The organism is Paenibacillus sp. J31R30 (genome assembly GCF_059692115.1).
This window is the reverse complement of sequence record NZ_JCAUAV010000010.1, coordinates 98089-114934: the sequence shown is the minus strand read 5'-3', so window position 1 is coordinate 114934 and position 16846 is coordinate 98089. Positions and strand designations below refer to the sequence as shown.

Here is a 16846-nt window from a genome sequence, read left to right as displayed (position 1 = left end):
CTGCTTTCCAAAACGGACCGTGGACGGTATTTGCTCCTAGACCTTAGTCGGGGTGGGTCTACGACCTGTGATAGACGGGCATTCCCCCCTAAAAGGCTTGAATAAAATTATCGTGTGTGCGATTTATGCGATATGGTAAAATAAGGGCTAGTTCAAACCATCTCGCTTATTGCGTAAGGAGGATTTCCTTGTGAACATCACGGAGGGAACGTTTCAGGGAGTTGGCGGGCTTGAACTTTTCTATCGAAGAGTCACCCCGTCAGAAGTACCAGCCAAAGGCACTATTATTGCCGTCCATGGACACGGCGACCACAGCGGTGGATTGGTCAATATGCGCGACGCACTCGTACAGGGTGGTTATATCGTATATTCGGCTGATTCGCGCGGTCATGGGCGGAGCCCGGGTATTCGTGGATTCATTCGCTCATGGGATGAATACAAAGGAGATCTTGATGTTTTTAGAAAACTCATCCTATCTGAAAACCCTGGGCTGCCTCTCTTTATCATCGGTCACAGTATGGGTGGCGTGATTAGTGCGGACTATGTGCTCGATCGGGGCACTGGGATTAGTGGACTCGTTTTGGTGGCTCCCGCGATTTCGTATGAAATGACGACTTTTGAAAATTGGCTCATTAAACTTCTAGGGAAGATCCGGCCACAACTCACCATTCAAAAATCAGGCAGTGTCGAGGGCCTAACTCAAGATCCCGACATGGCGGCGAAGCTGCAATCAGATCCTTTGCGTCATAGTACCGTAACACCAGGCTTAGGCCTTGGACTAAGTCAAGCCATTCCGAGAATTATAAGTCAAGCACAATCGTTTCAACTCCCCTTTCTCCTGCAATATGGACTAGAAGATAAATTGACGCCCCCCGCTAAGCTGCAGCAATTCCTGCACTTGGTAGGTTCGCAAGATAAAAAAGGCTACGCTTACGATACGATGCGTCATCGCCCTTTCGATGACCTAGGGCGAGAGCAATTCCTTGCTGATTTACTAGGTTGGTTGGATCTGCATACGCTTACGCCTAATACACCTAAGATGTATGCTTGAAATGAAAAAGACCGCCGTCTATGACGTCGGTCTTTCCTTCTTTCTTTCTTTCTTTCCTATGCTTATAGCAGCGGCTACACGTTTTCTTTATCTAACACATACACCTTCACGTTCTTTTTCACACCAAACTCCTGCGCTTGTCCCAAATCATTCATAAACACATCAATTCGAGAGCCGCGAATCGCCGATCCGATATCTTCCGCTTTCCGAATGCCAATACCTTCAATGAATACAGTTGATCCTAAAGGAATGACCGCTGGATCCACGGCAATCGTGCGTCCCTCTTTGGCTTTGATGCCGCTATAGGTGATGCCGTATGTAGGGTGAGACGCTTTTTTGCCTGTAGACTCAAAGCCTGCAGTGTACGCGGTTAGCGTGGTATTGATTACTTTTTTGATTATTTTCGGCTGTCCCTCTGATGAGGAAGCACCTGCAGCTACGATAGGAATCGTTAAACTTTGTCCAATCGTCAGCTGATTGGGATTGGAAATCGCATTTGCAGCGATGAGATCCTCAACAGCGATATCGAAGCTTCTTGCAATTTTGAATAGCGTATCTCCTCGGCTTACTTTGTAAGCTGTCGTGGCTTTCTCGATTTCAGCTGGCTGCCCTTGAGTTTCTTCTATCGGTTTATCGGAGCTTCCATTCACAGAAGCCACATAGACAGGCGGCATTTCCCCATCTTCATCACTCGTCGGAAAGGAATATACTTTCGCTTGCATGAACCACAATCCTAGCAACAGTGTAAGAGATAAGGTCGAAATACATATTTTACGAAACAACATAGCTATAGCTCCTCCTCGAAAAGTTAAAAGTTAATAGAGTTATAGCTACTAGACTCGGCTAAAAATTTGATTTCTATACCATGCCATATGAAATAAATGCTAGATAGGCAGTAAAATACGAGAGTGCCGAGTAGGCTGTTTGTATATTTCCATCCCGATCTGTTTACGATAGTTAACCTATAGAGGGGAACTCCGCACATAGAAACGATCCGACAAATTGGTCTGATCCATGTTATTTTTTCCATTTGAATATTCCTTGACAGGAATATTCCTTTCGAGGTATATTGTGTGCATGAATACGATATTCAGTGCTCTTGCCGAACCACACCGCTTACACATCGTTGAGCTCTTGCGAGATGGTCCCCTGACCGTAGGGGAGATCGTTGAACGGCTTGGCCTTAGTCAGCCTCAGGTTTCCAAGCATCTGCGGGTGTTGCACGAAGCAGGGCTGGTCGATGTGCAGCCGATCGCGAACCGGAGGGTCTATAAACTGCAAACGCAGTCTCTCCAAGCTATGGATGACTGGTTGGGCCCTTTCCGGCGACTATGGGAGACTCAGTTTGATCGTATGGAAGCCTATTTACAGGCGTTGCAAGCCAAGGAATCGAAGCAGACTGACGAATAGTCAGGCGCAGGATCACACATTTAATCAATGGAGGAATGAATAATGAAACAAAATGCTTTTGAAATGACAGGGAATGGTACTGAGGTTCAATTAGAGATTACACGTATCGTGAAGGCTCCGCTTGAGCTTGTATACAGCGTGTGGACACAACCGGAGCATTTGGCAGCATGGTGGGGGCCGACAGGTATGGAGTTGACTGTGAAGGTTTTGGACGTTCGTCCGGGGGGCATTTTCCATTATGGGATGAAAAGCCCTGAGGGCTTCGAAATGTTCGGAAGATTCTCGTACCGCGAAGTGGAAGCCCCTACGAGATTGGTTTATGTCACTTCGTTTGCAGATAGCGACGGCAATGTGATCCGTGCACCGTTCAGCCCTATTTTCCCGCTAGAAATCGTAACTGAATTAACGCTGACCGAAGAAGACGGCCATACCATTATCACAATGAAGGGCGGCCCGATCAACGCGACAGAAGAAGAGATTCAATTCTACGCTTCGATGAAAGGTTCCATGGAACAAGGATTCGGCGGAACGTTCAATCAATTGGACGAATACTTGGCGAAAATCAAGGGTTAATCCCAGACGAGAAAAGAGCTCTCAGAAGTATTATCTTCTGGAGCTCTTTTTTAGTTATACAGCTGCTCTGCGCAGCAATCCGTAGGAGATGATCGAGTAGATGACGACCATCGGGATCATCCACCAGAACAATTCCATGTAGTGATTTACTACCCAATGGGCAATATCGTCCCTAAGCTCGAAATGCCTTATCGTGTAGGACGTAATCGTCCCCATCAGCAGCGCGGCTGCAAAGAAGATGTACATGGACATGCTGCCAAAACGGCGATGCAAGCTCGAAATTGTAAATCCAAGGAAGTACAAATGTATCAGAAGGATGATATTAATCCCCAGTATAGCGATGTACGGTAGATCGCTTAGGAACCCTATTTCAAATAGATGCAAATTCACATAAAACCCATCCGTTGCTTGCTCAATAGCTGAAAGTATGGTTATGAGTGTCCCTGAAATCGTATTCACCAACAGGACAGTCAATGCTGTACCGAAGAAATAATCTTTTCTCCGAATACTAAGCCCGATGGCGAATGGGAACGTTTCTTTGAGCGTAAGCGTGCCTGTTATCAATGTGTAGATATAGATGGAGGCAATCGCACCCGTATTCATAACTTCGCCTTCATTAAGTGAGAGAGCAATTAAAGCATTGATCAGAAAATTGGCGCCCAGGATGGCCCATGGAACCACAAACCACGTGTTCTTGTTCCTTAGATGGAGCATGACTACTTGCTTAACTCGGTTCATAGTGATTCAGACCCCTTTCCCGCCACTTGCGTGCGTGTCAGATGAACAATGAGCTGCTGGATGGAAACTGGAGCAAATTCCAGTCCTAATTCTTCGGCGTATTTGCGATCTTGCACTGAAAGAGCGCCTATGATGGTCGCTGTTGCAGCAGAACCAATTGCCGTTCTCTCTAGCACTTCTTTCCCCCGCGTGAACGCGTCTACCGCTGATTTCAGACCGGAAACCATACAAGCACGGCCGCGAAGCGCGTCAGCATCTTCATTGAGAATCAATTTCCCGTTGTCGATCACGAGCACATGCTCCAACAACCGACTTACTTCATCAATCAGATGCGTAGAAAGAATGACGGTGCGTGGGTACTCAGCGTAATCTGCCAGCAAGTGATCATAGAACAGCACACGAGCTACCGCGTCTAACCCCAGATAGGGCTCATCAAAAATCGTCAATGGCGCGCGGCTTGCGAGCCCTACGACAATCCCTACGGAGGACAGCATGCCTCGGGATAGTTTTTTTACTTTCCTTTTGATCGGAAGTCGGAAATCTTCAATTAATGCGTTAGCATAAGCGTCGTCCCAGTTCGGATATAAGGATTTGGCCACCGCCATCACATCAATAATACGAAACGATTCCGGATATTTCTGGCTCTCTTTAATAAAACAAATCTGATTCAGCACCCGGCTATTCTCAAAAGGCTCCTCGCCAAACACCGTAAGCTCGCCGCTAGTCGCGAACTGCTGTGCGGAGATCATATGCATAATGGTCGTTTTGCCAGCGCCGTTTCTGCCGAGTAAACCATAGATTTTATTCGCTTCAATCTTAAAGCTTACATGATCCACAGCGGTCACTTTGCCATAGGACTTTGTAAGTCCTTTTACCTCAACAACGTTCGTCATTACGCTTTCTCCCCTCTCCGCACCATTTCTGTTAACTGTTCTAACGTGATGCCCAACTTCTCAGCTTCCCTTACCATCGTCACCACATACTGCTCATAAAATTGTTCTTTACGCTTCTCCATCAGCTTGATTCGCGCTCCCTCCGCTACAAACATGCCAATTCCACGCTTCTTGTACAAAATCCCTTGGTCCACCAGTAAGTTAACTCCCTTAGCTGCTGTTGCCGGATTGATCTGATAAAAGGCTGCAAATTGATTCGTAGAAGGAACCTGCGATTCCTCCGGCATGCGTGATTCGATAATGTCATCCTCAATCTGCTCTGCGATTTGCACAAAAATCGGGCGGCTATCGTCCATCATAAATCCCACAATTATCACCACCGCTTTCGTTGCTACATTGGTTAGTTACTCATGTAATTAACCATACAACCAAATAACTTGAATGTCAACTACTTGATGAAAATTGGGCAATTAAATAATTCCTTTTTTATCGGGGAATACCAGTAGAGGAAAGCTGTTAGGTAGGCAAATCGACCCCAGACATCATGTCACAACTTTATAGGAAGGTAGGTTCGCTATGTTTCTATTTCTTATACGGAGTAGTTTGGTAGTGCTGTTGGGTTTGGCTGTGGTCAGCCCTGTTGGAGCAGGTGGGCATGGGCTTCACCAAACCACTATACCCGTTACGGCTAGCGCAGAAGCTGAGCAAGCCCCACCGCTGTTTTCCTTCTCGGTGATGAGCGACCTTCATGTCGTCTCCTCGGACTCAGCTTCTCTACTGCTTCTGCGACAAGCGCTAGCGGATCACCATGCGCTGCGCCCCGACAGCAAGCTGCTTGTCCTGAACGGTGACCTCACGAATGGCAGTGAAGGTGATTACCGCAGCTTGATGACGCTGCTCAGCCGCCAACCCCATGCCCCTGTGCAGGCAACCATGGGCAACCACGATTACTACGGCGTGTGGAACAAGCCGGATGGAAAGATGGATTACTCGAAGATGAATCCATCGTGGTCGAGTGCGAAAGCGGTCGCTTTATTCGACCGCATCTGGGGCTACGACAAGCCGTATCACGAGCTTGTCGTGGAGGGCTATCGCTTCCTGTTCCTTAGCGGGGAAGCGTACAGAGACGTAGACGCATCCATCAACGAGGATGCGTTCCTCTCTCCCGCGCAGCTCAGCTGGCTGCGCGAGCGGCTCACGGCTGCGGGCACGGCGGATGCCCGCAAGCCCGTGTTCGTGTTCCTCCACCAGCCGCTGCCGCGGACGCTGGATGGCACGGATCTGGAGCTGGGCGTCGTCCAGCACCAGGAACTGCGCGCGATACTTGACGCGCATCCGAACGTCATTCTGTTCAGTGGGCACACCCACTGGAACATTGAAACTACCAACCAAGTGAAGCAGTTGAAGTTTCTTGCTGCTTCAAGCGCCTCCATCCGCCAGGTATGGAGCGCCAAGAACGAGCCTGAAACACGGTCGCTCAGCCAGAGCTTGATCGTGGACGTCTACCCTGAACGCGTCGTTATTCTGCGCCGCGAGCATACCGAAAAGCGATGGATCGAGCCATCCATCGCCAAGGGGTATGATGTAAAGTAACGCATCTGCTACATATCGTTAGTGATGATTATCAACCTTACAGAAGCACAAATGCGTTTCGTGCTGCTGTAAGGTTGTTTTTCACGCTTACAGCAAGAGTCCACCTGTAGGATTGTTCTTATTTTTTTGCATGTAGACACCGAATCTATAAATCAATCAATCTATCTATTAACACATTTTCTCTTACATAGGTAAAACTACTTAACGGGCAAGCCTCCCTCGACATCTACTATAAACAGATAGAGAGAAGGAGGTGAAAACTTAGATGCAAAACACAAAACGTAACATCCCTACTCTCAAAGACTCTGGCAAACAAGGTAAGTCGTACACGCGCATTCCTCTTAACAAAAATTTCGGCCCTAAACAAATACTAAGACGACTTACTATTCTTTGGGTAGATAACGCTGGTGTCCCATTCGTCACTTCAGGCTTTTTCTGTGAGGCTCGTACTTTAAACGGTACTCGTCTTGCAACTGCTCGATTCGATGCGTTTGGAACAGCAAGATTCAGTACGATTGGCACGCCTACTTCGCGTACTTTAGTTCTTAGAACTTTTGATGAAGACGGTGTCATCTTCCGTACACGTACGGTCCGTTCTGGTATTTCGGCATTCGTATTTATCGGCTAATAAGAAAAAAACTGCCCAACACCAGGTGTAAGCCAGGTGTGGGCAGTTCTCTTTTACTTAAATTGCTTCAGAAGGCGCTTCGCCGTTCCGTTTGGCGTGTTAATCACTTCGTACATATTGACGACAATGCCATTATCCACTTGCTCGTTTTTCAAGCCGGAAATGGTGACTTTTTGAATACCGCTCGTTAATTTAGCCGTGCCCGTCAGTGCAGCATCTTGGGTGCCAACGACACGACCTAGGGAATCAACCATCTCGAATTGGATTTTGGAGAAGTTAGCGTCAATAATGACTTGATCCTCATGAGTAATATCCATGTCTAGACCGAGAACATACGAGAAGGTGCCGCCGCTATACGTCCAGCCAATCGAGCTGTCATTGATTTTAAGGGAGAATGGATAGATCGCGATTGTATCTCCTGCCTCTGTTTCCTGCAGAGCAACCTTGAACGTCCCTGCGGACACGTTGCCCTCGGACACGGCCTTATCATCGTACACATTCAATGCAAAAGAATCATCATCGTCATCAGTTTCCTTATTAGGCAGCAAGTAAGAATAACTTACAACATAGGAGCTTCCCGGTGTAATTTGTGTTGCCGCCGCGCTTTGACGAGAGCCTGTGAAGGCGTTGCCTTTATTATCGATGAGCTCGTTCTGCAGCTCAGGCAGCGCGAGCGTGCTCGTGCCGTTGTTGGTGATTTTGTATTTGGCAATCGCGGTTTTGTAGCCGAGATCATCATTCTCATGCGCATGAAGCTCAATGAGCGATACATCGAGATTTGGATTTATAACGCTGCTGCCCAGAGCAAGCTTGGTTCCAAGCTCGTAGTCTACCGCTGTGGTGAAGCCGTTTTGAGCTTCGCTCGCGCCTTTCAGCAGGAACACAGCCACAGGCTGTTGCCCAGTTGTTGTCACTGCATTGTTACCCGTTGTTGTCGATGTATTGTTCCCGGTTGTTGCTGTACTGTTTCCTGTTCCCGTCGACGTCCCGCTTCCTGCTGAGCTGCCCGTGCTCGCCGCTGCTTTTTGCCAGAGCACGAGCTGTGCCGCATTCGGATCGACACCTGTTGGCAATGTCGCATTGAAGTAATAGGTCGCCGTCTCCTTCGGCGCTAAAAAGGCACTGCGCGTACTATTATCTGTCGATGATACGGACGAGCCCGAGTCACCGAACTGATAGGACGCCGCCAATGCAGGCACAGGTGCGACTACTTCCCCATCATTGCTCAGTGTTACCACAGTCTGCACGTGGACACCATCTGCTTGTATCGAATACGTAGATGAGCTTGCCTTCGCTGTCACGTTCTCGCCATCTTGCTGTCCGGCGTAGCTCTGTTTCACGCCTAAAGCTACCGTATTCAGCGACGAATTCATACTCAAGGTCCCCAGTGAAACATCCTCACTTTGGTTTAAGTAATAATATTCCAGTGTTAACCGGTTTGTTGGCATGCCTTTGGAGATCAGCGTTTTGAGTGTCAACGTATCGGACTGATTCGGCAAAATAGCCGTATCCGCCCCACTCGCAACGGTCGAGGTGTATTTCAAACCATTGGCGTCCACAAGGCGAACGAGCAGTCCAGCTGGCACCTTCACGCTGCTAGAACCTAAATTTTTCGCTGCCACTTGTGTATACATGTACCATTTGCCATTCTCCGTGACACGTACGCTCTGGCCTAGTTGAAAAGCAAGGGACGCATCATTCGCGAGTGTGCTGTCTAGCGTGCGCAAGCTGATAATTTCCTCTGGCGCCTCCAGCTGTCCTTCCTGAATGACCGAAGAAACGGGCAGTTCACCAAGATGATTCATGAAATCTGATTTATTGTAATCCCAACGGAATACATCCACTTTCAGATCAGCCGCATTTTCACCGGCTGGCAAATTCGCATAGAATCGGAAGCTTTCCTCTTTACCACCACTCACGATTCCGCTCTTTTTCTCACTCAAATTGGCCGTGTAGCTGTGCCCAGCACCATCCGTAACGCGCACGCCATACTTGTTAAAATCAAGCGTCTGATTTTCCCCATTATGAAATAATACGGAAAACTGTAGGGATGAAGACGACAACGCTGCTTTATTTAGCATAAAATAAGAATCCTTCGAGATAAAAACGCCCTCAGATGCGGCATGTGCAGCCTGGCCCGGAACTGTCCATGAGCCAGCCAGCAAGCTTCCCGTCAGTAGGATAGCCAATTTCGTCTGTTTAAGTGAGCTTGATTTCAATCCAATCGATGTTAGTTGACGAATCATGTTACAAACCTCCTGTTGCCTAATCGAAACGCAGGGCGTCGATCGGTTTTAATTTTGATGCTTTATTAGCTGGATATAAGCCGAAAATGACACCAACGAGTGCTGAGAATAAAAACGCATAAAGTCCAATATTAAGCGATAGGCTCGTCTCTTGGCTTGGATTGATATACGGCCAGGCCAGCGATAAGGCGACCCCGACCAGTAAACCGATCAAACCGCCCATCCCGCTAATTAAGGTAGCTTCGACTAGGAATTGCAGCAAAATATTTCTGCGCTTCGCCCCAATCGACTTTCGAATCCCGATCTCCCTCGTTCGCTCACTCACGGTCACGAGCATAATATTCATAATCCCGATCCCGCCTACAAGCAGGGAAATTGCAGCGACAGCAACCAATTGGTTGGTCAGCGTGCTGGACGCCGTTTGTCTTGCGCTAATGAGCTCGGACGAGTTCAAAATGTTGTATCCCGTTGTACTTTTAAACTTCTGATATAAGTAAGCTTCTAAGGCTAATTGTGCACGGCTGACGAGATCACCGGAGGATGCTTCCACATAGGCGGTCCGAATGTTACCTAGCTTGAAATCCCGGCTCATCGTCGGCAGCGGTACAAACACCGAGCTATCCAACGAGGTTCCACTCGTATTCGAGCCCTTCGTTTGAAGAACACCGATAATCGTGTACATGAAGCCCTTCACATTAATTTCTTCGTCGATCGGGTCTTCCTTGCCAAAAAACTTCGTAGCCACATCACTCCCGATAACCGCAACGTGATTGCGGAAATCCAGGTCCGCTTGCGCGAGGAAACGCCCGCTGGCCATCTTTCCTTTTTGTAACTCCAAATAACGGTCATTCGTTCCGATCACATTGTAGCTCTCCGTTGTGCGGTCGAATTTAATGCTGCTATTCTGCGTCATTGTAGGTGCAATTGAAGAGATGCCTGCTGTCCCCTCCAACGTCATGAACTCATCATAATTCAACTGCGTTGCGCGCCCGTTCCCCATCAGGTTTACCGTTAAAAGATTCGTTCCTAGTCCTTCGTACTGCTTTTCGATGGCTTTGGATGTCCCTTGACCGATCGACACAAGCGTAATAACCGAAGCAACCCCGATTATAACGCCCAGCATGGTCAGAACCGTTCGTAACGGATTAGAACGAATCGTGCTCATCGCCATTTGGAAAAGCTCCCAAATTCTCATGAATGCGCCTCCTCTAGCTTAGGCACTTCAACCGACCACGCATCATTGCGAGTATCGCTGACGATCTCACCATCACGCAGCGCCACCACGCGCTTCGCATTGTCTGCAATGTGATGATCATGGGTGATCAACACAATCGTATTGCCCTGCTGATTTAACTCTTTGATCAACTCGAGCACCTCGATGCCCGTCTTCGAATCCAGCGCACCTGTCGGTTCATCCGCCAGAATGAGCGACGGTGAAATGGCCAACGCTCGCGCAATCGCAACCCGCTGCTGCTGCCCACCCGAAAGCTCACTTGGCTTGTGATGTCCACGCTCACCCATCCCCAGCTTCTCCAGCATGCGCTTCGCTTGCTCTCTGCGCTGTTTCGCTGGAATCCCTGCATAAATCATGGGAAGCTCGACGTTTTCCGTCGCTGTCAGCCTTGGTAACAGGTTAAACTGTTGAAAAATAAAACCGATCTTCCGATTGCGCAGCTGAGCAAGTCCGTTGTCTGACATTTTCTCAGTAGCTACGCCATCCAATGTATATGAACCTGACGTCGGGCTGTCTAGCAGCCCAATGGTATTCATCAACGTCGATTTTCCTGATCCGCTGGGACCAATAATGGCGACAAAATCACCTTCTGCAATATGCAAGGTAATACCGCGCAAAATCTGCAATTCCTCCGCACCACGGGTGTAGCTCTTCGTGATCTCATTTAGCTCAATGATATTCATCCCATTCGCTCCTTTCAGGGGCAAGGCTAGCTCCTTATTGACGCGCCCCGCCGCCACCGCCAGCATTACCGCCACCCTGGAAGCCACCGCCGCCAGCTCCACCTGCACCGCCACCGCCTTGGAAGCCGCCTGCGCCACCTGGGAAGGCACCTCCGCCTGGGAAGCCTTGCTGTTGCTGATTCGTCGTGGTTGTTGCTCTGCGAACCGGCATGACAACCTCTTTGCCTTCATTTACCCCGCTGAGCACTTCAACTAGCGTCTTGCTGCGGATGCCTACTTTTAACTCCCTCTCTTCGGTTGTACCATCGGCTTTCTTCACCGTAACCGTTGATCTGCCTCTTGTTGTCGTCACAACCTGAATTGGAAGTACAAGCACATCCTTCTTATCTTGGATAAGGATCTCAGCTGTCGCCGTCATGGCATATTTCAAATCGTTCTGAGCCGTATTCGGAATTGCCACAACCGCATCATAGGTGGTCACGCCATTCGTCGTTGTACCCACATTGGATACAGAGGTCACTTCACCTGTAAAGGTTTTACCCGCAATCGCATCCACCTTGACGTTAACCTTCTGCCCGACCTTCACACTCGTCAAATCCAGCTCATCCACCGCAATCGCAAGCTGCATCGTGCTTAAGCTCGCTACCGCTCCCAGCGTAGTGTTCGCATTGATTTGCGCGCCGACTGGGTAATTTCGAAGGACATTATTTTTACTGTTGGCAAAATCAGCCGAGAACACGCCATCAAACGGTGCCTTGATCGTCAATTGATCAACTTTTTGCTGAGCATCGCTGACACGAATTTTCTGGCTTTCAATCGCGGATTGTTTGGAGATGATATTCTTTTGAATGTCGTCATTAAAAAGAGTCACAATCAGATCGCCTTGTTTAATCGTATCGCCATCTTTGAATTTCAGTGTTTTCACCGTACCGCTTGCTTCGGAGAAAATAGACGCTGTGCGCACATAGGCGAGTGCAGCCTGATCGGAAGACGCTACCTTGGTATTCCCGCTGCCAATGCTGCCTTTCACCTTCAAACCTGCCGAAAGCGTGCCGTCATTATCGACCAGTACATCAACTAGCACCACTTTATTGCCATTCGCGTCGGCGCTAATTTCGTGACCGATCGAATCGACAGCACCAACCTTCGATAGCAAGTAACCGTCCACACTCAGCTCCACAGGGTCACCCTTTTTCAGTTGAACAGCTTCTTGCAATGAGAATGGCAGCTTCACCTTAAACTGCGTTGTATCTGAAATCGTACCGATCTTTGTCGTTTTATTCACTTGACTGCCGACGTCGAAATTAGCATTCAAGGTAATCTTGCCCGACATCGGTGCGGATACGCTCATATTTCCTTGCTCAGACTGCAGCTCCGCCAGATCACTTTCCAGCTGCCCCAAGGTCACTTGCGCTTCCTTTAGATTCGTTTCGGTTGACGGAACGGAAAGCTCGACAAGCACATCGCCTTTTTTAACCACTTGGTTCTGGGTTAAATTCATTGTTTTGATGATCCCTTCCATTGGAATCACGATATTTTGCTTATCCTTAGCGTCCAATTGAGAGGTACCTGATACAGCCATTGAGATATTTCCCTTGGCCACCTTCATCGTTGTTTGCTGTGTTGCCGCTGTTGCTGGCTTCGCATTCTTATGTACATAGTAGTATGTACCCGCCCCACAAAGGATGGCAGCTAAGGCTACAATGAGCCACCTCTTTTTCCTGCCTACTTTCATCCGTCATAACCCCTCTCCCGGTTTACCCAGACACTCGTTGCCTAGGTCGTACAATCTTCACAAGATGTAGTCTACTAGGGGCGACTGAAACCTGTCTGAGTGTAGGCTGAAAGTAAGTTGAACGAAAGCTGAGCGTTTGCTGAAAAAGGGGACATTCCACCGCAAGCACAAAAAGCCGCTCGCACAGCGAGCAGCTTTCTATATCCTCCCCTTAGTTGGTAGCTGTCGGGGCAGGTGTTGCTGTATCTTTGGTTGCGTTACGATCCGGACGACCTTGCGCACCTTCAGGGCGCTTACGGGCCGTACCTTTTTCCTCAACGGCCTTTTTGATGGAATCCGTCATGCCATCTTTGATTTTGCTAATCAGAGCATCTTCACTGATACCTTTCGCTGTTGCGATATCTACGAGGGATTTGCCTGATTCCAGCTCTGTTCTTAACTCATCTTGTGTAATACCAAGGATAGTCGTAATGACCTCCGGATTGCCGAAATGCCCGCCACCGAAACCTCCTGGGCCGCCTTTACCTCCAGGACCGCCTTTACCACCGCCTGGGAAACCTCCCTTGAAGCCCGTGCCATCAATTTGCTTCGTTAATTGGTCGCTCAAACCTTTCATGATCTCATCTGCTCGCTCCTGTGTCAGCTTACCAGCTGTAACTTCTGCTGTAATAGTTGCTGTTTCTGCCGCAACGAGTTTGGACAAGTAATCTTCCTTCGTCAATCCTTTTTCAACAGCAAAAGCCGCTAACGTTTTATCTGCTTTAAGTGCTTCCTGCACGACACTTTCTTCAACACCTAGGATCGTTGCTGTTTCTTTGATCACGTTGCCGCCACGGAAACCACCATGCTCTCCCATTTGACCTCGGCCTCTATCGTTAAAGCCTTTACCACCCTGTCCTGCTTTCGGAGCAGCTGTGCTCGTGGAAGTGCCTGCGGCTGTATCTGCGAATGCTTCATTATGTAGGGCTCCTACTAAGCCAACTCCGATGACAAAAGATGCGACTAGCGAACCTGCGAGAATTTTTTTGCTGATTTTTTTCATAATTGTTATTCCACCTCATCTTTGGATTTGTGTTTGTGTTTCCCTTACAAAACCAAGTATAGCCCCCTTACCTGAAACCCATCTGAGTGTAAACTGAAGGTTCGTTGAGAGCCATCTGAGCATTGGCTGAAAATGGCATGGAAATAATGCCCTCAAAAAAAGCGTACTTATGTTCGCTTTTTATATTCAATTATGGTAGAATAAGGATTAAATGAGCACTAATCCGAATAGAGGGGATGCTGCAAAATGGCAAATCGTAAAGAACGAAATAAGCTGATCGCTTACTGGGTAACTACCATCCTAGGACCTGCAAGCTTCGTGATTGGCGGATTTTTCTTCATCACACATGGTGAGCAGCAGATCGCCACTTTGGACGCACTCGGCTATCCCGAGTATGTTTTAACCATTCTAGGCTTCTGGAAGCTGATGGCCGTCATCGCGATCCTGATCCCACGCTTTCCGCGGCTGAAAGAATGGGCGTACGCCGGCTTTTTCTTCGAGCTCACGGGTGCCGCTGCTTCGCACATTTTGAACGGAGATAGCTTGGCCGTCGCTGCTCAACCGCTAGTGTTCTTAGCGCTGGTCATGGCTTCATGGGCGCTTCGCCCGCGCAGCCGCAAGCTCGTCTCTTAGTTTTGCAGAAAGGCCACCCGTTCGGCGGGTGGTCTTTTGTGGTTCTCTTCTCTTCTTTTCTACTCCACCAAACTCTGAGCGCACAAAAAAAAAGCTGACACATCAGCGCCAGCTTCTTCTCTTAAATACTATCGCGGCAACCGCACGATAAACGTGCTCCCCTCACCGACTACACTTTCCACCTCAATTGTCCCGCCATGCAGCTCCACAATCGAGCGAGTAATCGACAAACCCAAGCCCGCCCCGCCGCTGCGTCTTGCCCGCGAGGAATCGATGCGGTAGAACCGGTCGAACAGATGCGCAATATGCTCCGGCGCAATCCCAGGTCCGTTATCACGTACGGCGATTTCAACGCCTGCGCCTGTTTTCACTAAGGAGACTCTCACCTCACCCGTCTCCGGATGCGTATGCTGAACAGCATTGTGGAACAAGTTGAGGATCACTTGCTTGATTTTGTCCGGATCACACTGACACTGTGTCTCCGGCTCCAAGAGGAAGGTGACCGTTCGCTCACCTGCGAGTAGTCGCAACTGATGCTCCATCTCGTGGAGCAAGTCATCCATAGCTGCCTCCGTCTTCTGGAAGGCCGGCGTACGATCTAACCGGGCCAGCAGCAGCAGGTCCTCGACTAATTTGTTGATGCGCACCGATTCGCCGTGCATGCTTTTCAAAGCTTTCAACAGCGGTTCCGGCTGTTGATAAGCACCGCGCAGCAGCACCTCCAGGAAGCCGTGAATGGAGGTCAACGGCGTGCGAAGCTCATGCGAAGCATCCGCGGCAAAACGGCGCATCTGCTCTTTCGCTTCCTTTTCCGCCTCAAATGAAAATTCCAATCGCTCTAACATACTGTTAAAAGAAGTCGCCAAACGATCCATCTCCGCCTGCCCTTGATGAGCAGGGAAGCGTTCGTTCAAGTTACCGGAATCAATACTTTTAACCGTATCTACCAAATTGGACAATGGTACGAGAGTCCGCCTTAAGACAGGCAGGAAGCCCAGCAAACCAATCACCATCGCGAGCATCGATAGAAACAAGAACGTAAGCAGCTGTCGTAGAAGAACATCTTTAATCGGAGCTGTGCTTGTGCTTGCCTGAATAAGCGCCTGATAGCCGTGGGAACGCTCTGGTTCTCCCCCTATTTGATGGAATACAACCAGCTGTTCATTCCCTTTGCTGTCTTTCATAATCAAATGCTCCTGCTTCTTCGTTCTCTTTTGCAGGATTCTTACATATTCTTCCTTCTCTAACTCCAAAGTCGACTGTTCGTCCTGTGAGGAAATGAGTTTGTAAGTCCCTTTGTCATCTATGAGAGCTATCGTTAAATCTGGCACGAAAATCCGCGGACCTTCACCGAAAGCATCCTGCCGATTATTTCGCATGAAATCCTGCCTAGGCAGAAAAGGACTCGTTCCTTTATCTTGCCCTTGCTCTGCCCGAAGCCACACGTTCGGCGGCAGCGCAGCGAGCTGGTTGCGAATCGTCTCTGCTTTATTTTGAAACATAAACTGCTGCATGAACACATATTGAAACACACCAATTAACAGCAACAGGGCAGACATGACCAGTAACGTGCGAGATAGGATCTGAAACTTTAAAGAACGGGTCTCAAAGCTATTAGCCAACCAGCCACGCCTCTTCATGTCAAATCCATCCGATACCCCGCGCCGCGAATGGTGCGAATCAGCTTATGCTCCTTATCGCCAAGCTTTTCGCGCAGGGAGCGTATGTACACTTCCACTATATTTTCTTCCCCGCCAAAATCATAGCCCCACACTTTATCCAGAATCATCGTCTTACTCAGCACAAGGCCGTGATTGATCGCCATAAATTTCAGCAGCTCGTATTCCGTTGGCGACAGCTCCAAGATCCGATCATGCATCGAGATTTCTTTGCGACGATCGTCCATGCGAAGCGGCCCAATGACGACTTCCCCGAATAAGTTTGGAAAATGGTTCCGAATCCGCGCATAGATCCGTGCCAGCAGCTCCTCAAAGCTAAATGGCTTGATCATGTAATCATCAGCTCCAAGCGTGAGCCCCTTAACCCGATCATCGATTTCATCTTTGGCTGTTAGCATAATGACGGCAACATTGTCCGTCTTCTTAATCATGCGACATACCTCGAAACCGTCCATCCCAGGCATCATCACATCCAGAATCGCGATATGCGGCTGAAATTTATTACACGCTGTGATCGCACTGATACCATCCTGTGCTGTCATCACCTCGAAGCCTTCGTTCGTTAGCCCCAGCTCAAGAAACTCTAGGATATGCGGTTCGTCATCGACGAGTAATATTTTTATCCCTTTTATTTGACGCATCTGTATCGTCTCCCCCGAGAAATTCATATCGTACACGACTTCTACAATCAGTATCTCATATCCTGCC

At 48.7% G+C, this 16846-nt stretch carries 17 protein-coding genes; 6 read left to right on the top strand and 11 right to left on the bottom strand.

Features of this window, described 5'->3' with window-relative positions; translation table 11 throughout:
- Window positions 1-190 precede the first annotated feature (190 nt).
- Window positions 191-1051 (top strand): alpha/beta hydrolase, encoded by an 861-nt coding sequence (locus AC58QO_RS25885; protein WP_497270617.1) that lies wholly within the window; start codon window positions 191-193, stop codon window positions 1049-1051.
- Window positions 1052-1125: 74 nt separating this feature from the next.
- Here AC58QO_RS25885 and AC58QO_RS25880 read toward each other — a convergent pair whose 3' ends face one another.
- On the bottom strand, window positions 1126-1836 hold the full coding sequence (locus AC58QO_RS25880) for a 3D domain-containing protein (RefSeq protein WP_497270615.1): 711 nt from the start codon (window positions 1834-1836) through the stop codon (window positions 1126-1128).
- Window positions 1837-2128: 292 nt separating this feature from the next.
- On the opposite strand from AC58QO_RS25880, the gene AC58QO_RS25875 reads away from it, so the two are divergent.
- A complete protein-coding gene (locus tag AC58QO_RS25875) occupies window positions 2129-2461 on the top strand; it encodes an ArsR/SmtB family transcription factor (protein ID WP_497270614.1) in 333 nt (110 codons plus the stop codon).
- 42 nt (window positions 2462-2503) lie between these two features.
- Window positions 2504-3034 (top strand): SRPBCC family protein, encoded by a 531-nt coding sequence (locus tag AC58QO_RS25870; protein WP_497270612.1) that lies wholly within the window; start codon window positions 2504-2506, stop codon window positions 3032-3034.
- 54 nt (window positions 3035-3088) lie between these two features.
- On the opposite strand, the gene AC58QO_RS25865 is transcribed toward AC58QO_RS25870, so the two are convergent.
- From AC58QO_RS25865 to AC58QO_RS25855, 3 genes are read right to left on the bottom strand one after another with little or no spacing between them, the layout of a single operon-like run.
- Complete coding sequence (locus AC58QO_RS25865) at window positions 3089-3772, bottom strand: hypothetical protein (protein ID WP_497270610.1); 684 nt, start codon at window positions 3770-3772, stop codon at window positions 3089-3091.
- On the bottom strand, window positions 3769-4665 hold the full coding sequence (locus AC58QO_RS25860; RefSeq protein WP_497270608.1) for an ABC transporter ATP-binding protein: 897 nt from the start codon (window positions 4663-4665) through the stop codon (window positions 3769-3771). Before AC58QO_RS25860 ends, AC58QO_RS25865 begins: the two co-directional genes overlap by 4 nt.
- Complete coding sequence (locus tag AC58QO_RS25855) at window positions 4665-5033, bottom strand: GntR family transcriptional regulator (protein ID WP_497270607.1); 369 nt, start codon at window positions 5031-5033, stop codon at window positions 4665-4667. The genes AC58QO_RS25860 and AC58QO_RS25855 overlap by 1 nt, the downstream gene beginning before the upstream one ends.
- Before the next feature lie 208 nt (window positions 5034-5241).
- Between AC58QO_RS25855 and AC58QO_RS25850 the strand changes: the two genes are divergently transcribed.
- Together AC58QO_RS25850 and AC58QO_RS25845 are read left to right on the top strand one after the other, a co-directional pair.
- Window positions 5242-6258: a metallophosphoesterase family protein gene (locus AC58QO_RS25850; protein ID WP_497270605.1), complete on the top strand. Its 1017-nt coding sequence runs from the start codon at window positions 5242-5244 to the stop codon at window positions 6256-6258.
- A 265-nt stretch (window positions 6259-6523) separates the two neighbouring features.
- Window positions 6524-6886 (top strand): hypothetical protein, encoded by a 363-nt coding sequence (locus AC58QO_RS25845; protein WP_497270604.1) that lies wholly within the window; start codon window positions 6524-6526, stop codon window positions 6884-6886.
- A 53-nt stretch (window positions 6887-6939) separates the two neighbouring features.
- Here AC58QO_RS25845 and AC58QO_RS25840 read toward each other — a convergent pair whose 3' ends face one another.
- From AC58QO_RS25840 to AC58QO_RS25820, 5 genes are all read right to left on the bottom strand, one after another.
- Entirely contained in the window at window positions 6940-9132 is a 2193-nt protein-coding gene (locus AC58QO_RS25840) for a hypothetical protein (protein ID WP_497270602.1), read from the bottom strand.
- Between the two features lie 19 nt (window positions 9133-9151).
- A complete protein-coding gene (locus AC58QO_RS25835; RefSeq protein WP_497270600.1) occupies window positions 9152-10327 on the bottom strand; it encodes an ABC transporter permease in 1176 nt (391 codons plus the stop codon).
- Window positions 10324-11049 (bottom strand): ABC transporter ATP-binding protein, encoded by a 726-nt coding sequence (locus AC58QO_RS25830; RefSeq protein ID WP_497270762.1) that lies wholly within the window; start codon window positions 11047-11049, stop codon window positions 10324-10326. The genes AC58QO_RS25835 and AC58QO_RS25830 overlap by 4 nt, the downstream gene beginning before the upstream one ends.
- Window positions 11050-11083: 34 nt before the next feature.
- A complete protein-coding gene (locus AC58QO_RS25825) occupies window positions 11084-12784 on the bottom strand; it encodes a permuted SH3 domain-containing protein (RefSeq protein WP_497270598.1) in 1701 nt (566 codons plus the stop codon).
- Between the two features lie 211 nt (window positions 12785-12995).
- Entirely contained in the window at window positions 12996-13826 is an 831-nt protein-coding gene (locus AC58QO_RS25820; RefSeq protein ID WP_497270596.1) for a hypothetical protein, read from the bottom strand.
- 246 nt (window positions 13827-14072) lie between these two features.
- Between AC58QO_RS25820 and AC58QO_RS25815 the strand changes: the two genes are divergently transcribed.
- Window positions 14073-14459: a DoxX family protein gene (locus AC58QO_RS25815; protein ID WP_497270594.1), complete on the top strand. Its 387-nt coding sequence runs from the start codon at window positions 14073-14075 to the stop codon at window positions 14457-14459.
- A 128-nt stretch (window positions 14460-14587) separates the two neighbouring features.
- Here the strand turns inward: AC58QO_RS25815 and AC58QO_RS25810 are convergent, their stop codons facing one another.
- Entirely contained in the window at window positions 14588-16081 is a 1494-nt protein-coding gene (locus tag AC58QO_RS25810; RefSeq protein WP_497270592.1) for a sensor histidine kinase, read from the bottom strand.
- 14 nt (window positions 16082-16095) lie between these two features.
- Window positions 16096-16779 carry a response regulator transcription factor gene (locus AC58QO_RS25805; RefSeq protein ID WP_497270590.1) on the bottom strand — a complete coding sequence of 228 codons (684 nt, stop codon included), beginning with the start codon at window positions 16777-16779 and terminating at the stop codon, window positions 16096-16098.
- Between the last annotated feature and the right edge of the window lie 67 nt (window positions 16780-16846).